Annotated in this window: 14 protein-coding genes and 2 pseudogenes; 12 read left to right on the top strand and 4 right to left on the bottom strand. The window is 71.4% G+C overall.

Annotated features, from left to right (window positions below):
• From secF to A8W25_RS04035, 6 genes are all read left to right on the top strand, one after another.
• A complete protein-coding gene (secF, locus tag A8W25_RS04060) occupies positions 1 to 1,107 on the top strand; it encodes a protein translocase subunit SecF (protein WP_067155834.1) in 1,107 nt (368 codons plus the stop codon).
• Positions 1,104 to 1,646 (top strand): adenine phosphoribosyltransferase, encoded by a 543-nt coding sequence (locus A8W25_RS04055; protein WP_067155831.1) that lies wholly within the window; start codon positions 1,104 to 1,106, stop codon positions 1,644 to 1,646. The genes secF and A8W25_RS04055 overlap by 4 nt, the downstream gene beginning before the upstream one ends.
• Positions 1,647 to 1,808: 162 nt before the next feature.
• On the top strand, positions 1,809 to 4,295 hold the full coding sequence (locus A8W25_RS04050; protein WP_067155828.1) for a RelA/SpoT family protein: 2,487 nt from the start codon (positions 1,809 to 1,811) through the stop codon (positions 4,293 to 4,295).
• 90 nt (positions 4,296 to 4,385) lie between these two features.
• Entirely contained in the window at positions 4,386 to 5,753 is a 1,368-nt protein-coding gene (locus A8W25_RS04045) for a serine/threonine-protein kinase (protein ID WP_067155826.1), read from the top strand.
• Between the two features lie 59 nt (positions 5,754 to 5,812).
• Entirely contained in the window at positions 5,813 to 6,190 is a 378-nt protein-coding gene (locus A8W25_RS04040) for an effector-associated constant component EACC1 (protein WP_067155823.1), read from the top strand.
• A complete protein-coding gene (locus A8W25_RS04035) occupies positions 6,171 to 7,322 on the top strand; it encodes a caspase, EACC1-associated type (RefSeq protein WP_067155820.1) in 1,152 nt (383 codons plus the stop codon). Before A8W25_RS04040 ends, A8W25_RS04035 begins: the two co-directional genes overlap by 20 nt.
• A gap of 75 nt (positions 7,323 to 7,397) precedes the next feature.
• Here A8W25_RS04035 and A8W25_RS04030 read toward each other — a convergent pair whose 3' ends face one another.
• Positions 7,398 to 8,627 carry a DUF349 domain-containing protein gene (locus tag A8W25_RS04030; protein WP_067155817.1) on the bottom strand — a complete coding sequence of 410 codons (1,230 nt, stop codon included), beginning with the start codon at positions 8,625 to 8,627 and terminating at the stop codon, positions 7,398 to 7,400.
• 176 nt (positions 8,628 to 8,803) lie between these two features.
• Positions 8,804 to 9,592 carry a peptidylprolyl isomerase gene (locus A8W25_RS04025; protein ID WP_067155814.1) on the bottom strand — a complete coding sequence of 263 codons (789 nt, stop codon included), beginning with the start codon at positions 9,590 to 9,592 and terminating at the stop codon, positions 8,804 to 8,806.
• A 148-nt stretch (positions 9,593 to 9,740) separates the two neighbouring features.
• Here A8W25_RS04025 and A8W25_RS04020 point away from each other — a divergent pair, with 148 nt between their 5' ends.
• The 4 genes and pseudogenes from A8W25_RS04020 (at position 9,741) to A8W25_RS04005 (ending at position 14,010) form a co-directional block, all read left to right on the top strand.
• On the top strand, positions 9,741 to 10,451 hold the full coding sequence (locus tag A8W25_RS04020) for an MBL fold metallo-hydrolase (protein WP_067155811.1): 711 nt from the start codon (positions 9,741 to 9,743) through the stop codon (positions 10,449 to 10,451).
• Positions 10,452 to 10,465: 14 nt separating this feature from the next.
• Positions 10,466 to 11,696 (top strand): annotated as a pseudogene (gene hisS, locus A8W25_RS04015) (histidine--tRNA ligase).
• A gap of 207 nt (positions 11,697 to 11,903) precedes the next feature.
• Positions 11,904 to 12,536 (top strand): vitamin K epoxide reductase family protein, encoded by a 633-nt coding sequence (locus tag A8W25_RS04010; protein WP_067155808.1) that lies wholly within the window; start codon positions 11,904 to 11,906, stop codon positions 12,534 to 12,536.
• Between the two features lie 84 nt (positions 12,537 to 12,620).
• A pseudogene (locus A8W25_RS04005) lies at positions 12,621 to 14,010 on the top strand (replication-associated recombination protein A).
• A 60-nt stretch (positions 14,011 to 14,070) separates the two neighbouring features.
• On the opposite strand, the gene A8W25_RS04000 reads toward A8W25_RS04005, so the two are convergent.
• Positions 14,071 to 14,769: a DUF2470 domain-containing protein gene (locus A8W25_RS04000; RefSeq protein ID WP_067155805.1), complete on the bottom strand. Its 699-nt coding sequence runs from the start codon at positions 14,767 to 14,769 to the stop codon at positions 14,071 to 14,073.
• Between the two features lie 243 nt (positions 14,770 to 15,012).
• Here A8W25_RS04000 and rpsD point away from each other — a divergent pair, with 243 nt between their 5' ends.
• A complete protein-coding gene (gene rpsD / locus A8W25_RS03995; protein ID WP_067156702.1) occupies positions 15,013 to 15,627 on the top strand; it encodes a 30S ribosomal protein S4 in 615 nt (204 codons plus the stop codon).
• 14 nt (positions 15,628 to 15,641) lie between these two features.
• Here the strand turns inward: rpsD and A8W25_RS03990 are convergent, their stop codons facing one another.
• A complete protein-coding gene (locus A8W25_RS03990) occupies positions 15,642 to 17,765 on the bottom strand; it encodes an ATP-binding protein (protein WP_067155802.1) in 2,124 nt (707 codons plus the stop codon).
• 196 nt (positions 17,766 to 17,961) lie between these two features.
• On the opposite strand from A8W25_RS03990, the gene A8W25_RS03985 reads away from it, so the two are divergent.
• On the top strand, positions 17,962 to 18,384 hold the full coding sequence (locus A8W25_RS03985; protein ID WP_079125788.1) for a DUF948 domain-containing protein: 423 nt from the start codon (positions 17,962 to 17,964) through the stop codon (positions 18,382 to 18,384).
• Positions 18,385 to 18,391 lie beyond the last annotated feature (7 nt).

Genomic DNA, 18,391 nt, shown 5'->3' with positions numbered 1-18,391 from the left:
ATGTCGCGACTCGGTCATCTCGGCGCCCGGCTCTACCGCGGTGAGGTCGGCTACGACTTCGTCGGCAAGCGGAAGATCTGGTACGGCATCTCGATCCTGATCACCATCACGGCCATCCTCGGCCTGGCGGTGCGGGGTCTGACGATGGGTATCGAGTTCGAGGGCGGTGCGGTCTTCACCACCCCGAAGACCAGCGCCTCGGTCGCCCAGGCCGAGGAGGTCGCGGAGCGGGCCTCCGGCCACGACGCGATCGTCCAGAAGCTCGGCAACAAGGGCCTGCGCATCCAGATCAGCGGTATCGACACCGCGAAGTCGGACGCGATCAAGAGCGAGCTCTCCAAGGAGCTCAAGGTCCCGGCCGAGGACATCAACGCCGACCTCGTCGGTCCGAGCTGGGGCGACCAGATCGCCAACAAGGCATGGACCGGTCTGATCGTGTTCATGGTCCTCGTGGTGATCTATCTGGCGATCGCCTTCGAGTGGCGCATGGCGCTCGCGGCCCTGGTCGCGCTGATCCACGACATCACGATCACCGTCGGTGTCTACGCGCTGGTCGGCTTCGAGGTCACCCCGGGCACCGTGATCGGTCTGCTCACCATCCTCGGTTACTCGCTGTACGACACCGTCGTCGTCTTCGACGGTCTCAAGGAGGGCCAGCGGGGCATCACCAAGCAGACCAGGCTCACCTACAGCGAGATGGCGAACAAGAGCCTCAACGGCACCCTGGTGCGTTCCATCAACACCACGGTCGTCGCGCTGCTCCCGGTGGCGGGCCTGCTGTTCATCGGTGGCGGCGTCCTCGGCGCCGGCATGCTGAACGACATCTCGCTGTCGCTGTTCGTCGGCCTCGCGGCCGGTGCGTACTCCTCGATCTTCATCGCCACCCCGCTGGTCGCCGACCTCAAGGAGCGCGACCCGCAGATGAAGGCCCTCAAGAAGCGGGTGCTCGCCAAGCGGGCCGCCGCCGCGGCCAAGGGCGAGACCGCCGAGGAGCCGCGCGACGGCGAGCAGGACGGCGCCGAGGACGCGGAGGACACCGCGACCGCCGGTGCGGTCGTCGGCCAGCGCCGTCAGCCCTCCCGCAACAACCGGGGGAAGCGGCGATGACGGTCTCCACCCAGGAGCTGCTGCTCAGCCGCATCCGTGACGTACCGGACTACCCGAAGCCCGGCGTGCTGTTCAAGGACATCACGCCGCTGCTCGCGGACCCGGCCGCCTTCACGGCCCTGACCGAGGCCCTCGCCGAGCTGTGCGTACGGCACGGCGCGACGAAGATCGTCGGCCTGGAGGCGCGCGGCTTCATCCTGGCGGCCCCGGTCGCGGTCCGCGCCGGCATCGGCTTCATCCCCGTGCGCAAGGCGGGCAAGCTCCCCGGAGCGACGCTCTCGCAGGCGTACGAGCTGGAGTACGGCACGGCGGAGATCGAGGTGCACGCCGAGGACCTGGCCGCGGGCGACCGCGTCATGGTCATCGACGACGTGCTGGCGACCGGCGGCACGGCCGAGGCGTCCCTGGAGCTCATCCGGCGGGCCGGAGCCGAGGTGGCCGGAGTGGCCGTCCTGATGGAGCTCGGCTTCCTGGCCGGGCGCGACCGGCTGGAACCCGCCTTGCGCGGGGCCCCGCTGGAGGCTCTCATCACGCTCTGACCAGGGCAGCGAACACGAAGAGGCGGGCGCCGGAGGAACCCGCCTCCCGCGTTTCCCCCACACGGGCTGTCACACCCGCCCGGCACGAACCGGCCGCCCAGGATCGATACCATGGGATTTCCGGGCCTGACCGGGGGACCCGGATCCGCACGAGGAGCGCTCTTGCCAGACGAGGCCCAGCCACTCTCCGCCGAGCGGCCCGACCAGCAGGCCGAACAGGCCACGGCGGCCCCCGCCGCGCCCGAGCAGCCCGCGGCGGAGCCCAAGCCGGTCACGCCGCAGACGCCCCAGCGACCCCTGGCGGCGGCCCCGGCCGCCAAGCCCGCCGCGCCCGCCGGCCCGGTGTCCCGCTCGGCCGGCTCCTCCAACCGTGTCCGCGCCCGGCTCGCCCGCCTCGGTGTGCAGCGCTCCTCCGCGTACAACCCGGTTCTGGAGCCGCTGCTGCGGATAGTGCGCAGCAACGACCCGAAGATCGAGACCGCCACGCTGCGCCAGGTCGAGAAGGCCTACCAGGTCGCCGAGCGCTGGCACCGCGGCCAGAAGCGCAAGAGCGGCGACCCGTACATCACGCACCCGCTCGCCGTCACCACCATCCTGGCCGAGCTCGGCATGGACCCGGCGACCCTGATGGCCGGGCTGCTCCACGACACCGTCGAGGACACCGAGTACGGCCTGGACACCCTGCGCCGCGACTTCGGCGACCAGGTCGCCCTGCTCGTCGACGGCGTCACCAAGCTCGACCGGGTCCAGTTCGGCGACGCCGCGCAGGCCGAGACCGTGCGCAAGATGGTCGTCGCCATGGCCAAGGACCCGCGCGTCCTGGTCATCAAGCTCGCGGACCGCCTGCACAACATGCGCACCATGCGCTACCTCAAGCGGGAGAAGCAGGAGAAGAAGGCCCGCGAGACCCTGGAGATCTACGCTCCGCTTGCCCATCGCCTGGGCATGAACACCATCAAGTGGGAGCTGGAGGACCTCGCCTTCGCGATCCTCTACCCCAAGATGTACGACGAGATCGTCCGGCTGGTCGCCGAGCGCGCGCCCAAGCGCGACGAGTACCTGGCCATAGTGACCGACGAGGTCCAGTCCGACCTGCGCGCCGCCCGTATCAAGGCGACCGTCACCGGGCGCCCCAAGCACTACTACAGCGTCTACCAGAAGATGATCGTCCGCGGCCGTGACTTCGCGGAGATCTACGACCTGGTCGGCATCCGCGTCCTGGTGGACACCGTCCGCGACTGCTACGCGGCGCTGGGCACGGTCCACGCCCGCTGGAACCCGGTTCCGGGGCGGTTCAAGGACTACATCGCGATGCCCAAGTTCAACATGTACCAGTCGCTGCACACGACGGTCATCGGCCCGAACGGCAAGCCGGTCGAGCTCCAGATCCGTACGTTCGACATGCACCGGCGCGCCGAATACGGCATCGCCGCGCACTGGAAGTACAAGCAGGAGGCCGTCGCCGGCGCCTCCAAGGTGCGCACCGACGTACCGAAGAAGGCCGGCAAGGACGACCACATCAACGACATGGCGTGGCTGCGCCAGCTGCTCGACTGGCAGAAGGAGACCGAGGACCCCAGCGAGTTCCTGGAGTCCCTGCGCTTCGACCTGTCGCGCAACGAGGTCTTCGTCTTCACCCCCAAGGGCGACGTCATAGCGCTCCCGGCGGGTGCGACGCCCGTCGACTTCGCGTACGCGGTCCACACCGAGGTCGGCCACCGCACCATAGGCGCACGGGTCAACGGACGGCTGGTGCCGCTCGAATCGACCCTGGACAACGGCGACCTGGTCGAGGTCTTCACCTCCAAGGCGGCCGGCGCCGGACCCTCGCGCGACTGGCTGGGCTTCGTCAAGTCGCCGCGCGCCCGCAACAAGATCCGCGGCTGGTTCTCCAAGGAGCGCCGCGACGAGGCGATCGAGCAGGGCAAGGACGCCATCGCGCGCGCCATGCGCAAGCAGAACCTGCCGATCCAGCGGATCCTCACCGGCGACTCCCTGGTCACCCTCGCCCACGAGATGCGCTACCCCGACATCTCCTCGCTGTACGCGGCGATCGGCGAGGGCCATGTGGCCGCGCAGGGCGTCGTCCAGAAGCTGGTGCAGGCGCTCGGCGGCGAGGAGGCGGCCAACGAGGACATCGCCGAGTCGGCGCCGCCCTCGCGCGGGCGCAGCAAGCGCCGGGCCAACGCCGACCCGGGCGTGGTGGTCAAGGGCGTCGACGACGTGTGGGTCAAGCTGGCCCGCTGCTGTACGCCCGTCCCCGGCGACCCGATCATCGGCTTCGTCACCCGTGGCAGCGGTGTCTCGGTGCACCGCGCGGACTGCGTCAACGTGGACTCGCTCTCGCAGCAGCCGGAGCGGATCCTGGAAGTCGAGTGGGCGCCCACCCAGTCGTCGGTCTTCCTGGTCGCCATCCAGGTGGAGGCGCTGGACCGCTCCCGGCTCCTGTCGGACGTCACACGCGTCCTGTCCGACCAGCACGTCAACATCCTGTCGGCGGCGGTCCAGACCTCCCGCGACCGGGTGGCCACCTCGCGCTTCACCTTCGAGATGGGCGACCCCAAGCACCTCGGCCACGTCCTGAAGGCCGTGCGGGGAGTGGAAGGTGTGTACGACGTGTACCGGGTGACGTCGGCGCGCAGGCCGTAACCCCTTTCCGGGTCCCCCGACTTGCCCAATCCCCTTGCCCGGCAAGGGCGTTGAGGGTGATGATCGGGGGACTCGGGCACAGGGGGTGACATGGCCGAGCCGACCGTGATCGACCAGCGGTACGAGCTGCTCACGCGGCTGGGCTCCGGTGGCATGGGCGAGGTGTGGGAGGCCATGGACACCGCGCTCGGGCGGCGCGTGGCCCTGAAGATGATCCGCTCCGGCCTCGCCGGCCCCGAGATGCGCGTCCGGTTCGAGCGGGAGGCGCACGCGCTGGCCCGGATCGCCCACCCCAACACGGTCGTCGTCCACGACGTGGGCCTCGACCACGACGCGCCCTTCCTCGTCATGGAACTCCTGGAGGGCGTCGATCTGCGCACCCTGATCGACGCGGAGGGCCGGCTGCCGCACGCCCTGGTACGGGCCGTCGCGAGCGGGGTGTGCGCGGGGCTCAGCGCCGTGCACGAGGCGGGCATCCTGCACCGGGACGTCAAGCCCGGCAACGTCCACCTCACCCGGACCGGCCGGGTCGTCCTCCAGGACTTCGGCATCGCCCACCTGCTCGACACCTCACGGCAGACCGCGACGGGAATGGTGGTCGGCACACCCTCGTACATGGCGCCCGAGGTCGTGCGCGGCGAACGCCTCGGGGTGCACTCGGACCTGTACGCCCTCGGTGTCTGTGTGCACGAGATGCTCTCCGGCGCCCAGCCCTACGGCGGTGAGTCGGCGCTGGTGGTCCTCTACAAGATCGTCCATGAGCCGCCGGCCCCGCTGAAGGGCATGCCGGGCATACCGGACGACCTCGCCGAGCTCGTCGCCGACCTGATGGCCAAGGACCCGGCCGCACGGCCCTCCGCGGCGCAGGCGCTGGAACGGCTCCGCTGCCCGCCCAACGCCGCGGAGCTCGTGGACGACGCGGTCACCGGATACCTGCGCAGACGGGCCGTGCGGGACTTCGGGCCGCCCGCGGCCGAGGCCGCCACCGCCGGGCCGCCCCTGCCCCGGGCCGCCCCCACCTGGCGGCCCGGGACGGAAGACACGGGACACGTCCACCGCGCCCCCGGGACAGCGCTCGCCGAGGAGGCGGACTCCTCACCCGGCCCGGAGCCGGCGGCAGCCGCCGAGCGGCGCTTCGCCACCTCCGTGCTCGCGCTCAGCGGCGCCACCAGGCACCAGATCCTGCGGGCCATGACGCCCTCCGTCGCGGAGGCCCGCCAGCGCGAGGCCGTCAACCTGGTGCTGCGCGGCTCGCTGGAGGAGGCCATCGGGCTGCTGAGCACGGTCGCCGAGGTCAGCCGCGCCTCCTTCGGCCCCGACCACCCCACCACGCTGGCCTGTGTGTACTGGCAGGGCGTGTGCCTGGCCCGGCTCGGCGCGGGCCCCGAGGCGGTGGCCAAGTTCGCGGAGGTGTCCGCGGTGGTGACGCCTGTGCTCGCCGCCCGTGAGCAAGAGTGACGCGGCGCCCACCCGCGCACCCCCGAAAGAACCGATCGCCGAAGGGAACCGAGGAACCGGTGTCGAAGATCGAGATCCGGGTGCGCGGCGCCGCCGACCCCGAAGCGGAGCTGCGGTCCCTGCTGCGGTGGCTCCACGCGGACGACGAGGTCGGCCGGGCCGTGCACGGCACGCTCGGCAGCTCACGGCCGCCCGACCCCGAGCACATGGGCGCCCTGCTCGACGTCATGTCGCTGGTGGTCAGCGGCGGGCTCGGAGCGGGCCAGCTGGCGCTCGCCGTCGGCCAGTGGAGATCCGCCCGCCGCACCGCCCCGGCCGTCGTGGTGCGCAGGGGCGACGTGGAGATCGAGCTCAACGGGGCGGACCCGGCCACGCTCGCGCGGATCACCGCACTGCTGGCGGGTGAGGAGCGGTCCGGTGACGGCGGATCTGCCTGACCCCTCGGCGTCGGCCGCCGTACTGATCGGCACCGCCGGCTATCTGCATCTGCCCCAGCTGCCCGCCGTGGAGTCCAACCTCCAGGACCTGGCGAAGGTCCTGCGCGACTCGACGGTCTGGGGGCTGCCCGAGGCGCACACACTGACGGTGGCCGAGCCGGAGACCCCGGCCGCCCTCCTCGACCCGGTGTACGCGGCCGGCGAGCGGGCCCAGGACACGCTGCTGGTCTACTACTGCGGCCACGGCCTGCGGGACTCCGAGTCCGCCGACCTGTACGTGGCCCTGACCGGATCCCGCGAAGGCGCCGGGTACACGGCGGTCGAGTACCGCCATCTGCGGGCCGCGATCCTCGCCTCCCCGGCCCGGCGCAAGGTCGTGGTCCTCGACTGCTGCTTCAGCGGACGCGCGGCCCGCACCCTCGGCACCCCCAACGCCCTCGCCGCGCAGGCCGGGATCCAGGGCGCGTACGTCCTCACCGCCTCCCCGAAGGACCATGTGGCGCTCGCCCCGGACGGGGAGAGACACACCGCCTTCACCGGCGAGCTGCTGCACGTCCTGCGCCAGGGGCTGCCGGACGCGCCGGAGACCCTGGACCTGGAGACCCTCTACCGGGCCGTGGACGCCCGGCTCGGCGCCCGGAACCGGCCGCGCCCGCAGCGCAGCCAGGAGAACGACGTGGGGCGGCTGCCGCTGGTGCGCAACCGCGCCAAGGGCGACCCGGGCGTCCCGGCCGGACCCGTGATGGACGCCGAGGTCGAAGCCGCGATGATCTCCTCCGGGCTCCAACTGGCCCGGCTGCTCAGATCGGTGGGGCGCGGCCGGGACGCGCTGCCCGTACTGCGGATGATCCTGCAGAACCGGGTGCCCGACGCCGAGGGCGACGCCGTCATCGTCCATCTGGAGCTCGCCGAACTGCTCACCGAGTCGGGCCTCGACGACCAGGCGATCGAGGTCCTGGAGAACGCCTTCCACCTCACCCACAAGAGGTTCGGCCCCGAAGCCCTCACCGTCTGCCGCCGGCTGGCCGAACTCCTCCAGTCGGCCGGCAACCACAGCCAGGCCTGCGATGTGCTGCGGCACGCGCTGGACACGCTGGAGCGGGGGAGCAGAGGAGTGGGCCCGGCCGCGTGACGACGACACATACGCCGAGGGCCCGGCCGTGACATCACGGCCGGGCCCTCGTACGTACACCCGTCGGGAACGGTGTCAGCCGCCGAACTCCTCAAGCCCCTTCAGAGCCTGGTCGAGCAGCGCCTGACGGCCCTCGAGCTCCTTGGCGAGCTTGTCGGCCTTGGCGTTGTTGCCCGCCGCACGCGCCGCGTCGATCTGGCCGCGCAGCTTGTCGACGGCGCCCTGGAGCTGGCCCGTCAGACCCGCGGCACGCGCGCGTGCCTCCGGGTTGGTGCGGCGCCACTCCGACTCCTCGGCCTCCTGAAGGGCCCGCTCCACGGCGTGCATCCGGCCCTCGACCTTGGGACGCGCGTCACGCGGTACGTGGCCGACCGCCTCCCAGCGCTCGTTGATGCCCCGGAAGGTGGCGCGGGCCGACTTCAGATCGGTCACCGGGACGAGCTTCTCGGCCTCGACGGCCAGCTCCTCCTTGAGCTTCAGGTTCTCGGTCTGCTCGGCGTCGCGCTCCGCGAAGACCTCGCCGCGCGCGGCGAAGAAGACGTCCTGGGCGCCGCGGAAGCGGTTCCACAGCTCGTCCTCGGCCTCGCGCTGGGCGCGGCCCGCCGCCTTCCAGTCCGCCATCAGCTCGCGGTAGCGGGCCGCCGTGGTGCCCCAGTCCGTGGACGAGGACAGCGACTCGGCCTCGACGACCAGCTTCTCCTTGGCCTTGCGGGCGTCCTCGCGCTGCGCGTCCAGCGACGCGAAGTGCGCCTTGCGGCGCTTGGAGAACGCCGAGCGCGCGTGCGAGAAGCGGTGCCACAGCTCGTCGTCGGACTTCCGGTCGAGCCGGGGCAGGCCCTTCCAGGTGTCCACGAGCGCCCGCAGCCGCTCGCCGGCCGAGCGCCACTGCTCGCTCTGCGCCAGCTCCTCGGCCTCGGTGACGAGCGCCTCCTTGGCGTGCTTGGCCTCGTCGGTCTGCTTGGCCTTCTGGACCTTGCGCTCCTCGCGCCGCGACTCGACGGTCTCGACGAGCTTGTCGAGCCGCCCCCGCAGCGCTTGGAGGTCGCCCACCGCGTGGTGCTCGTCCACCTGGGTGCGCAGATGGTCGATCGCGGTCTGGGCGTCCTTCGCCGACAGGTCGGTGGTCCTCACCCGTCGTTCGAGGAGGCCGATCTCGACAACCAGGCCCTCGTATTTGCGCTCGAAGTAGGCCAGGGCCTCCTCGGGAGTCCCCGCCTGCCACGATCCGACGACGACTTCGCCCTCGGCTGTACGCACATACACGGTGCCCGTCTCGTCGACGCGGCCCCACGGGTCGCTGCTCACAGCGCCTCCTCCACATGATGCCTGCGCGAGGGGTTCGGCCCTCGTGGCATCGTCCACAGTTTCCGGGACGGGCCTCGCCCGCCCTCCACAACGCGATGTCAGCCCGCGCTGCACAACGCCAATCTAGGCGACCGGCCGCCCGGCCGTCCGCACTCAGCGCGGCCGAATTCCGCGGGTCAGTCCTTGTTGACGGCGCCCTTCGTGATGGTGACGGCCGTCTTCGGCGCGCCGTCCCCGGCGCCGCCGGCGACCCCGGCCTTCGCCACTTCCTCGACGACCTTCAGCGAGGCGGCGTCCATCGTGCCGAACGGCGTGTAGCTGGGCGGCAGTTTGGTGTCCTTGTAGACCAGGAAGAACTGGCTGCCGCCGGTGTGCGGCTGGCTGGTGTTGGCCATGGCGACCGTGCCCGCCGGGAAGGTCACCGTGCCGTCCGCGCCCGCCTTGCCCAGGCCCGTCAGGTTCTCGTCCGGAATGGTGTAGCCGGGGCCGCCGGTGCCGTCGCCCTTGGGGTCGCCGCACTGGAGGACGAAGATGCCCTGCGTGGTCAGCCGGTGACACTTCGTGTTGTCGAAGTAGCCCTTGTCGGCGAGGGACTTGAACGAGTTGACCGTGTGCGGGGTCTTCGCCGCCGCCATCTTGAACGCGATGTCACCGGCGCTGGTCTTCAGCGACATCGTGTACGAGGCCTTCTGGTCGATCGCCATCTTCGGCTCCGGAGCCGAGTCCTTGCTCGCCGGGGGCGTCGGGGTCTCGGAGGGGGAGGCGGCGTCCGACTTCTTCTTGTCGTCGCCGTCGAAGGCTCCCGTGGCGAAGGCCGCCCCGCCCGCCGCGACGACCACCGCGAGGGCGGCGGCGATGACGGTGTTGCGGCGCTTGGCCTTGCGGCGGGCCGACTCGCGGCGCTGCTGCTGACGCTCGAACTTCTCCCGGGCGAGCTGGCGCCGGCGCTGATCGCTGCTGACCACCGGTGGTCTCCTTGTGCGGTGTAGTGGGCTGGGACGCGTGTACGCGCGGACTGTGCCCGTACCGTATATGGGTTCGCTGTGACAGGAGCAGCGCCGGTAGGCTCTGAACAGCCGCAATCACCCGTCGTACGAGAAATTGAGGACGATCGTGCTCATTGCCGGGTTCCCCGCCGGGGCCTGGGGCACCAACTGCTATCTGGTCGCCCCCGCCGCAGGCGAGGAGTGCGTGATCATCGACCCGGGCCACCAGGCCGCCCAGGGAGTCGAGGACGCGCTCAGGAAACATCGGCTCAAGCCCGTCGCCGTCGTCCTCACCCACGGCCACATCGACCACTGCGCCTCGGTGGTCCCGGTGTGCGGGGCCCACGACGTGCCCGCCTGGATCCACCCCTCGGACCGGTACATGATGAGCGACCCGGAGAAGGCGCTCGGCCGCGCCTTCGGCGCGCAGATCATGGGCGAGCTCACCGTCGGCGAACCGGACGACGTCAAGGAGCTGACGGACGGCGCCAGGCTGGAGCTCGCCGGTATGGAGCTCACCGTGTCGCACGCGCCCGGCCATACCAAGGGGTCGGTGACGTTCGGGCTGCCCGAGGCGGAGGACATCCCGCCGATCCTGTTCTCGGGCGACCTGCTCTTCGCCGGCTCCGTCGGACGCACCGACCTGCCCGGCGGCAGCCACGCCGAGCTCCTCGAGTCGCTGGGCCGTGTGTGCCTGCCGCTCGACGACTCGACCGTGGTGCTGTCCGGCCACGGCTCCCAGACCACCATCGGCCAGGAGCGCGCCACCAACCCGTATCTGCGGCAGGTGGCCGCTGGCCTCGGAGAGGGCATCGCCTCTCCCCGACGAGGAATGTGACGAGAAGCTTCCCCATGAGTACCTTCCAGGCCCCCAAGGGCACCTACGACCTGCTGCCGCCGAACAGCGCCACCTATCTGGCCGTCCGCGAGGCGATCGCGGCCCCGCTGCGCAACTCCGGATACGGCTACGTCGAGACCCCGGGCTTCGAGAACGTCGAGCTCTTCGCGCGCGGTGTCGGTGAGTCCACCGACATCGTCAGCAAGGAGATGTACGCCTTCGAGACCAAGGGCGGCGACAGGCTCGCCCTGCGCCCCGAGGGCACCGCGTCCGTGCTCCGCGCGGCCCTCGAGGGCAATCTGCACAAGGCCGGCAACCTGCCGGTCAAGCTCTGGTACTCGGGCTCGTACTACCGCTACGAGCGCCCCCAGAAGGGCCGCTACAGGCACTTCTCGCAGGTCGGCGCCGAGGCGATCGGCGCGGAGGACCCGGCGCTCGACGCCGAGCTGATCATCCTGGCCGACGACGCGTACCGCTCGCTCGGCCTGCGGAACTTCCGCATCCTGCTGAACTCGCTGGGCGACCAGGAGTGCCGTCCCGTCTACCGGGCGGCCCTCCAGGACTTCCTGCGCGGCCTCGACCTCGACGAGGACACCCTGCGCCGGGCCGAGATCAACCCGCTGCGCGTCCTCGACGACAAGCGGGACGCGGTCCAGCAGCAGCTGGTGGGCGCGCCGCTGCTGCGCGACTACCTGTGCGACGCGTGCAAGGCGTACCACGAGGAGGTCCGCGAGCTCCTGAACGCGGAGGGCGTCGCGTACGAGGACGACCCCAAGCTGGTGCGCGGCCTCGACTACTACACCCGCACGACCTTCGAGTTCGTCCACGACGGTCTGGGCTCGCAGTCCGCGGTGGGCGGCGGCGGCCGCTACGACGGCCTCTCCGAGATGATCGGCGGCCCCGCGCTGCCGTCGGTGGGCTGGGCGCTCGGCGTCGACCGCACGGTCCTGGCCCTGGAGGCCGAGGGCGTCACCCTCGACATCCCGTCCGCCACCAGCGTGTTCGCGGTGCCGCTGGGCGAGGAGGCGCGCCGGGTGCTGTTCCGCGTGGTCACCGAGCTGCGCCGGTCCGGCGTCGCGACCGACTTCAGCTACGGCGGCAAGGGCCTCAGCCCGCCTCACGATCGTGGCGGGCGAGCGGGACCTGGCCGAGGGCCTGGTCCAGCTCAAGGACATGGAGTCCGGCGACCAGGTGGCGGTCCCCGTCGCGGAGGTCGTCGAGGCCGTGCGCGCGCGCCTGGCCTGACGGCCGGGTCAACTCGGTACGTACGGCGTCGTCCTGATGGATGACGCCGACGGCGAAGTGCCAAGTCCGGTCGTTACGGGCCGGACTCGGCACGCCGGATCCTGCCGTCCTTATCTCCATCGAACGGTGGCCGGGCCACGGATTGCGGCACAATGGCCCCTGTCCAGCAGCCGCAAAACGGCAGCCACGGAATGACGGAACGGCGATATGACCACAACAGTTGACGACGTCTCCTCCGGCCAGGAGCAGGTGAGCACCCGGGGCACCGTCGGCGGCAGCCGCGCGTTCGCGTGGCTCCTGGTGATCACGGGGGCCGCCGGACTGCTGGCCGCGTGGGTCATCACGATCGACAAGTTCAAGCTGCTCGAAGACCCGAACTTCACCCCGGGCTGCAGTCTCAACCCGGTGGTCTCCTGCGGCAACATCATGAAGAGCGACCAGGCCTCGGCGTTCGGCTTCCCGAACCCGATGCTGGGTCTGGTGGCGTACGGGATCGTGATCGCGGTCGGTATGAGCCTGCTGGCGGGCGCGCGCTTCCGCCGCTGGTACTGGCTGACCCTCAACGCGGGCACGCTCTTCGGCGTCGGGTTCTGCACCTGGCTGCAGTTCCAGTCGCTGTACCGGATCAACGCGCTCTGCCTGTGGTGCAGCCTGGCGTGGGTCGCCACGATCTTCATGTTCTGGTACGTGACCTCGCACAACATCCGCCGCGGCCTGCTGCCGGCGCCGGGCTGGCTGAAGTCGTTCCTGTCGGAGTTCACCTGGGTGCTGCCCGTGGTGCACGTCGGGATCATCGGGATGCTGATCCTGACCCGCTGGTGGGACTTCTGGACCAGCTGACCTGGCTGATCTGGTTGACCTGGCTGACCTGGGGGGTTCCCCGCCCTGACCGCGTTGTCAGTGGGGTGGCATAGGGTTCTCGACGTGGAGCCCGACCTGTTCACCGCAGCCGCAGAGGACCGCCAGGAGAAAGACCCGGCGGGCAGCCCTCTGGCCGTCCGGATGCGCCCGCGCATCCTCGACGAAGTGGTCGGGCAGCAGCATCTGCTCAAGCCGGGATCGCCCCTGCGGCGCCTGGTGGGGGAGGGGAGCGGCGGCCCCGCCGGACCCTCCTCGGTGATCCTCTGGGGCCCGCCGGGCATCGGCAAGACGACCCTCGCCTATGTGGTCTCCAAGGCGACCAACAAGCGCTTCGTCGAGCTCTCCGCGATCACCGCGGGCGTCAAGGAAGTGCGGGCCGTGATCGACGGGGCCCGCCGGGCCATCGGCGGCTTCGGCAAGGAGACCGTCCTCTTCCTCGACGAGATCCACCGCTTCTCCAAGGCCCAGCAGGACTCCCTGCTCCCGGCGGTGGAGAACCGCTGGGTGACGCTGATCGCCGCGACGACGGAGAATCCGTACTTCTCGGTGATCTCCCCGCTGCTCTCCCGCTCCCTGCTGCTGACCCTGGAGCCGCTCACCGACGACGACCTGCGCGGACTGCTGCGCCGGGCGGTCGAGGAGGAGCGCGGGCTCGGCGGCGCGGTGACGCTGGCGGAGGACGCCGAGGCGCATCTGCTGCGGATCGCGGGCGGCGACGCCCGCCGTGCGCTGACCGCCCTGGAGGCGGCGGCGGGCTCGGCCCTCGCCAAGGAGGAGGGCGAGGTCACGCTCCAGACGGTCGAGGAGACGGTCGACCGGGCGGCGGTGAAGTACGACAAGGACGGCGACCAGCACTACGACGTGGCGAGCGCCCTGATCAAGTCCATCCGCGGCTCGGACGTGGACGCGGCGCTGCACTATCTGGCCCGCATGATCGAGGCGGGCGAGGACCCGCGGTTCATCGCGCGCCGCCTGATGATCTCCGCGAGCGAGGACATCGGCCTCGCGGACCATGATCTCCGCGAGCGAGGACATCGGCCTCGCGGACCCGACGGCGCTGCCGACGGCCGTCGCCGCCGCCCAGGCGGTCGCCATGATCGGCTTCCCGGAGGCGGCCCTCACCCTCAGCCACGCCACCATCGCCCTGGCCCTCGCCCCGAAGTCGAACGCGGCGACGAACGCGATCTTCGCCGCGATGGAGGACGTCCGGAAGGGCCTGGCCGGTCCGGTCCCGCCGCATCTGCGCGACGGCCACTACAAGGGCGCGGCCAAGCTCGGCCACGCCCAGGGGTATGTGTATCCGCACGACGTCCCGGGCGCGATCGCGGCCCAGCAGTACGCGCCGGACGCGGTGGCCGACAAGCGCTACTACGAACCGACGCGCTACGGCGCGGAGGCGAGGTACGCGGACGTGGTGGAGAAGGTCCGCGAGCGGCTGGGCCGGGGGGAGTAGGACCCTCGCCCCCCCCTCGCCCCCGGCGCCCCCCGCCGCTCGGTCGCCCGCCCTCCTGCTTCAGTCGCTCGCCGCCTCGAAGAGCCGCCGCATGGCCCGGCGCAGCTGGACGAGGTCCGCCACCGGCTCCGGGAACTCGAAGCGCGCGTCGAAGCAGTGCCCGGCGGTGTCCTGGAAGCGGACCCGCAGACCGAACCGGTCCAGCGCCAGCGGCGTGACCGATTTCATCCCCCGGTCCCCGTCGGGTCCCGGCCGGCCCACCAGCCCGCAGAGCGAGCGCATCTGCTCCCCGTGATGGGCGTGCAGATGCTGGAGCAGCTCGGTCTCGTCCCGGACCATCGGATCGGGCTCGGCGGCCGCGAACGCCTCCGGCTCCACCGCGTCGGCGCCCCACAGGTCGTCCACGTACGCCTCGTTCACCTCCAGGCGCAGCGTCATGCTCCCGGGCGGGGCCAGACCGGGGACCCGGGTGAGCCAGCCGGTGACCCAGGCACGGCCCCGGATACGGTGGGGGACGGAGACCGGCGCCACATCGGTGAGCTCCAGTACGGCCGAGAGCTCGTCGTCCTGGGCGTGGGTGGCGGCCCGTACGGCGGGCGAGTCGGCGGGGAAGAGCAGGAACAGATCGCCCTCGGGTCCCACGTTCCGCACCCGGGGCATCAGCTGCTCCGGGCGGGCGCCGTCCAGGCCGGTGATGAGCAGCACCGACGAGCAGGTACTATGTACGAGAGTTCGTGTGCGCTCGGCTGCTGACGGCATCCGGGCGATCTCAAGTCCGCTGGGACGCGGCTGACCACGATCTGATCGGACCTCCGTCACGTGACCGGTGGCTTGCTGCGCACCGGTACCGGCCCCGTTTCGCGGGCCGGTGGAGTCGACCCCTTCTGCGGGTTCGGCCTTCTTCGTGCTGTCCGTGATGTGACTGGTGTTCCCCGGACGAGACATACGATCTCCTTGAGTAAGGTGAGCCTAACCTAACCCAACCATGGAGGTTTGGAGAACGTGCCTAACCAGTCGCGTCCCAAGGTCAAGAAGTCTCGTGCGCTCGGCATCGCGCTGACGCCGAAGGCCGTCAAGTACTTCGAGGCCCGTCCGTACCCGCCGGGCGAGCACGGCCGTGGCCGCAAGCAGAACTCGGACTACAAGGTCCGTCTGCTCGAGAAGCAGCGTCTGCGCGCCCAGTACGACATCTCTGAGCGTCAGATGGCGCGTGCCTACGACCGCGCCAAGAAGGCCGAGGGCAAGACGGGCGAGGCGCTGGTCGTCGAGCTCGAGCGTCGCCTCGACGCCCTGGTCCTGCGTTCGGGCATCGCCCGCACCATCTACCAGGCCCGCCAGATGGTCGTCCACGGCCACATCCAGGTCAACGGTGGCAAGGTCGACAAGCCGTCGTTCCGCGTCCGTCCGGACGACGTCATCACCGTCCGCGAGCGCAGCCGTGAGAAGCACCCCTTCCAGGTTGCCCGCGAGGGTGGCTACGCCGGCGAGGGCGAGACCCCGCGCTACCTCCAGGTGAACCTGAAGGCCCTGGCCTTCCGCCTGGACCGCGACCCGAACCGCAAGGAAATCCCGGTCATCTGCGACGAGCAGCTCGTCGTCGAGTACTACGCCCGCTGAGTCAGGCGCAGTATTCAGCGCTCCGCGCTCCGGCCCGCCGTCCCCTCGCTCCGCACGGAGCGGGAGGCGGCGGGCCCCCGCGTTTGTGGGGCCGCCTCCTCCCGGGCCGGTGGCGCCTGGGCACCCGTCTCCTCGGCGCCCGCAAGCGCCCGGGCCACCGCCGTGTCCAGGCCGAGCCCGCGGCCGCGCGTCCGGAACGTCTCGTACGCGGAGTCGCCGAGGCGCTCCCGGGCCCGCTGCTCGCACAGCACATGCGCCGCGTTGAAGCACGCCGAGCCGAACAGCGGCAGGCCCACCGACGGCCAGATCCCCTCGGCCGCCCCCTGCAGCACCGCCGCCTCCGCCGGATCGCCGCCGTCCACCGCGACCAGCGCCATCAGCTCCAGCGCGAGCACCGTGCCCAGCAGGTCGTGGAAGGCGTGGTCGATCACCAGGCACTCGCCCAGCAGCGCCCGCGCCCGGCCCAGGTCCTTGGCGTGCCAGGCCGCGTACCCGAGGACGTACAGCGCGTACGCCCTGGCCCAGCGCTCGCCGTGGTCCGCGCAGACCTCCACCACCTGCTCGCACATCACGACGGCCTCTTCGAGATGGCCGAGGAAGGCCACCGCCATCGCGAGCTCGATCCGCGCCATCAGCACATTGCTGTTGAGCTCGCCGATCTCCTCGTACTGCGCCAGCGCCGCCCGCAGCAGCTCCTCGGCCCTCGGCATGTCGTCCGAGACCAGCGCCAGACAGCCCGTCCGGTGCACCGCGTACGCGCGCGCCACCACGTCGCCGGTGCGCTCGGCCTCCTCGCGGCACTCGTGCAGCGCCGCGATCGCCGCCGTCGTCTCGCCCCGCAGCACCGAGACGTAGCCGAGCACCCACAGCGCCTTCAGCCGGGCGCCGTCGTGGTCGCCGCCCCCGGCCTCCAGGACGAGGCCCAGCCAGTGCGCGCCCTCGGCGAGCCGCCCGCAGCCCACCCAGCAGAACCAGAGCGTGCCCGCCAGGTACTGGGCCAGATGCGTGTCCCGCCCGGAGTCGAGCGAGTGGTCGAGGGCGGCCCGCAGATTGGGCAGTTCGGCCTCCACCCGCACCGCCACCTCGGCCTGGCGCGGGCTGAACCAGTCGAGCTCGCACCAGGTGGCGAGCCCCAGGTACCAGTCGCGGTGGCGCCGGCGCAGCCGCTCCGCGTCGCCGGTCGCCGCCAGCCAGTCGGCGCCGTACTCCCGTACGGTGTCGAGCATCCGGTAGCGCACCCCCGCCGGACCGTCCTCGCGGACCACGAGTGAGTGGTCCAGGAGCTCCTGGACCACGTCGAGCACGGCCTCCGGCGGCAGCTCCGGGCCGACGCAGATGTACTCGACGGCCTCCAGGTCGAACTGCCCGGCGAACACCGAGAGCCGGGCCCACAGCAGCCGCTGGGCCGGGGTGCACAGCTCGTGGCTCCAGCCGATCGTGGTGCGCAGGGTCTGGTGGCGCGCCACGGTCCCGCGTCCGCCGCAGGTCAGCAGGCGGAAGCGGTCGTCCAGGCGGTGCAGCAGCTGCTCGACGGAGAGTGCGCCGAGCCGTCCGGCCGCCAGCTCCAGGGCGAGCGGGATCCCGTCGAGCCGTCGGCACAGCTCCAGGGTGGGCGCCGCGAGCTCGTCGGTGAGCGCGAAGCCGCCGCGCCCGGCGGCGGCCCGGTCGGCGAAGAGCGCCACCGCGTCCTCGTCGTCCATCGGCGCGAGCGCGAGCAGCCGCTCGCCGGCCACGCGCAGCGGTAGGCGCCCGGCGGCGAGCACCCGCAGCCCGGGGCAGCGGCGCAGCAGCTCGCACACCAGCTCCGCGCAGGCGTCCACCAGCTGCTCGAAGCCGTCCAGGACGAGGAGCAGCGTGCGCTCGGCGAGGTGGTCGAGGAGGACGCGGCGGGGCGGCCGGCTGGTGTGGTCGGTGAGCCCGAGCGCCTCCAGCACGGCGTGGTCGAGCAGGTCCGGGTCGGTGACCGTGGAGAGGTCCGCCGGCCGGACACCGTCGCAGTAGCGTTCCTGCGCCGCCATGGCCGACGCGGCGCGCAGCGCCAGCCGGGTCTTGCCGACGCCGCCGACCCCGACCACGGTGGTCAGCCGCGCCTCGGCCAGCAGCCCGTGCAGCGCGGCCAGTTCACGTTCTCGCCCCACGAAGCGATTCAGCTCTGAGGGCACAGGGGAGCGCATGGAACACGCAGAGTACTGAAGGGTATGCACTGCGTACAATCGGCCTGCGGGACTCCGCTTCGGCGACCCCCTAATGCGGTAGGGGGCAAGACCCTCGGCGCGATAGGGTCGGGGGACAACTTTTCTTGTCCGACGGTCGATGCGCAGGGAGCGGTGCGAAGTGTCCGGTGGAGAGGTGGCCGGGATCCTGGTGGCCGTCTTCTGGGCGATCCTGGTGTCCTTCCTCGCCGTAGTCCTCGTGAGGCTGGCCCAGACGCTGAAGGCGACGACCAAGCTGGTGGCCGACGTGACCGAACAGGCCGTCCCGCTCCTGGCGGACGCCTCGACGGCGGTGCGCTCGGCGCAGACCCAGCTGGACCGGGTCGACGCGATCGCCTCGGACGTCCAGGAGGTCACCTCCAACGCCTCGGCGCTCTCCACCACGGTCGCCTCGACCTTCGGCGGCCCCCTGGTGAAGGTCGCGGCCTTCGGGTACGGGGTGCGCCGGGCCATCGGACGGAAAACCGGGCCCGCCGAGCCGCCTCGTACGGTGATCGTCGGGCGGACTCTGCCGTCCGCGCGGCGGAGCAAGCGAAAGGGCTGACGCTGCG

The organism is Streptomyces sp. ERV7 (assembly GCF_001653515.1).
In the GTDB taxonomy this organism is placed as follows: Bacteria; Actinomycetota; Actinomycetes; order Streptomycetales; family Streptomycetaceae; genus Streptomyces.
This window is presented reverse-complemented; position numbering and strand designations above follow the sequence as displayed.

Bases quoted from the DNA above. Each gene is read 5' to 3' on its own strand.
- secF (WP_067155834.1), top strand. From the start codon at position 1: ATGTCGCGACTCGGTCATCTCGGCGCCCGGCTCTACCGCGGTGAGGTC.
- A8W25_RS04055 (WP_067155831.1), top strand. From the start codon at position 1,104: ATGACGGTCTCCACCCAGGAGCTGCTGCTCAGCCGCATCCGTGACGTA.
- A8W25_RS04045 (WP_067155826.1), top strand. From the start codon at position 4,386: ATGGCCGAGCCGACCGTGATCGACCAGCGGTACGAGCTGCTCACGCGG.
- A8W25_RS04010 (WP_067155808.1), top strand. From the start codon at position 11,904: ATGACCACAACAGTTGACGACGTCTCCTCCGGCCAGGAGCAGGTGAGC.
- A8W25_RS04000 (WP_067155805.1), bottom strand. From the start codon at position 14,769: ATGCCGTCAGCAGCCGAGCGCACACGAACTCTCGTACATAGTACCTGC.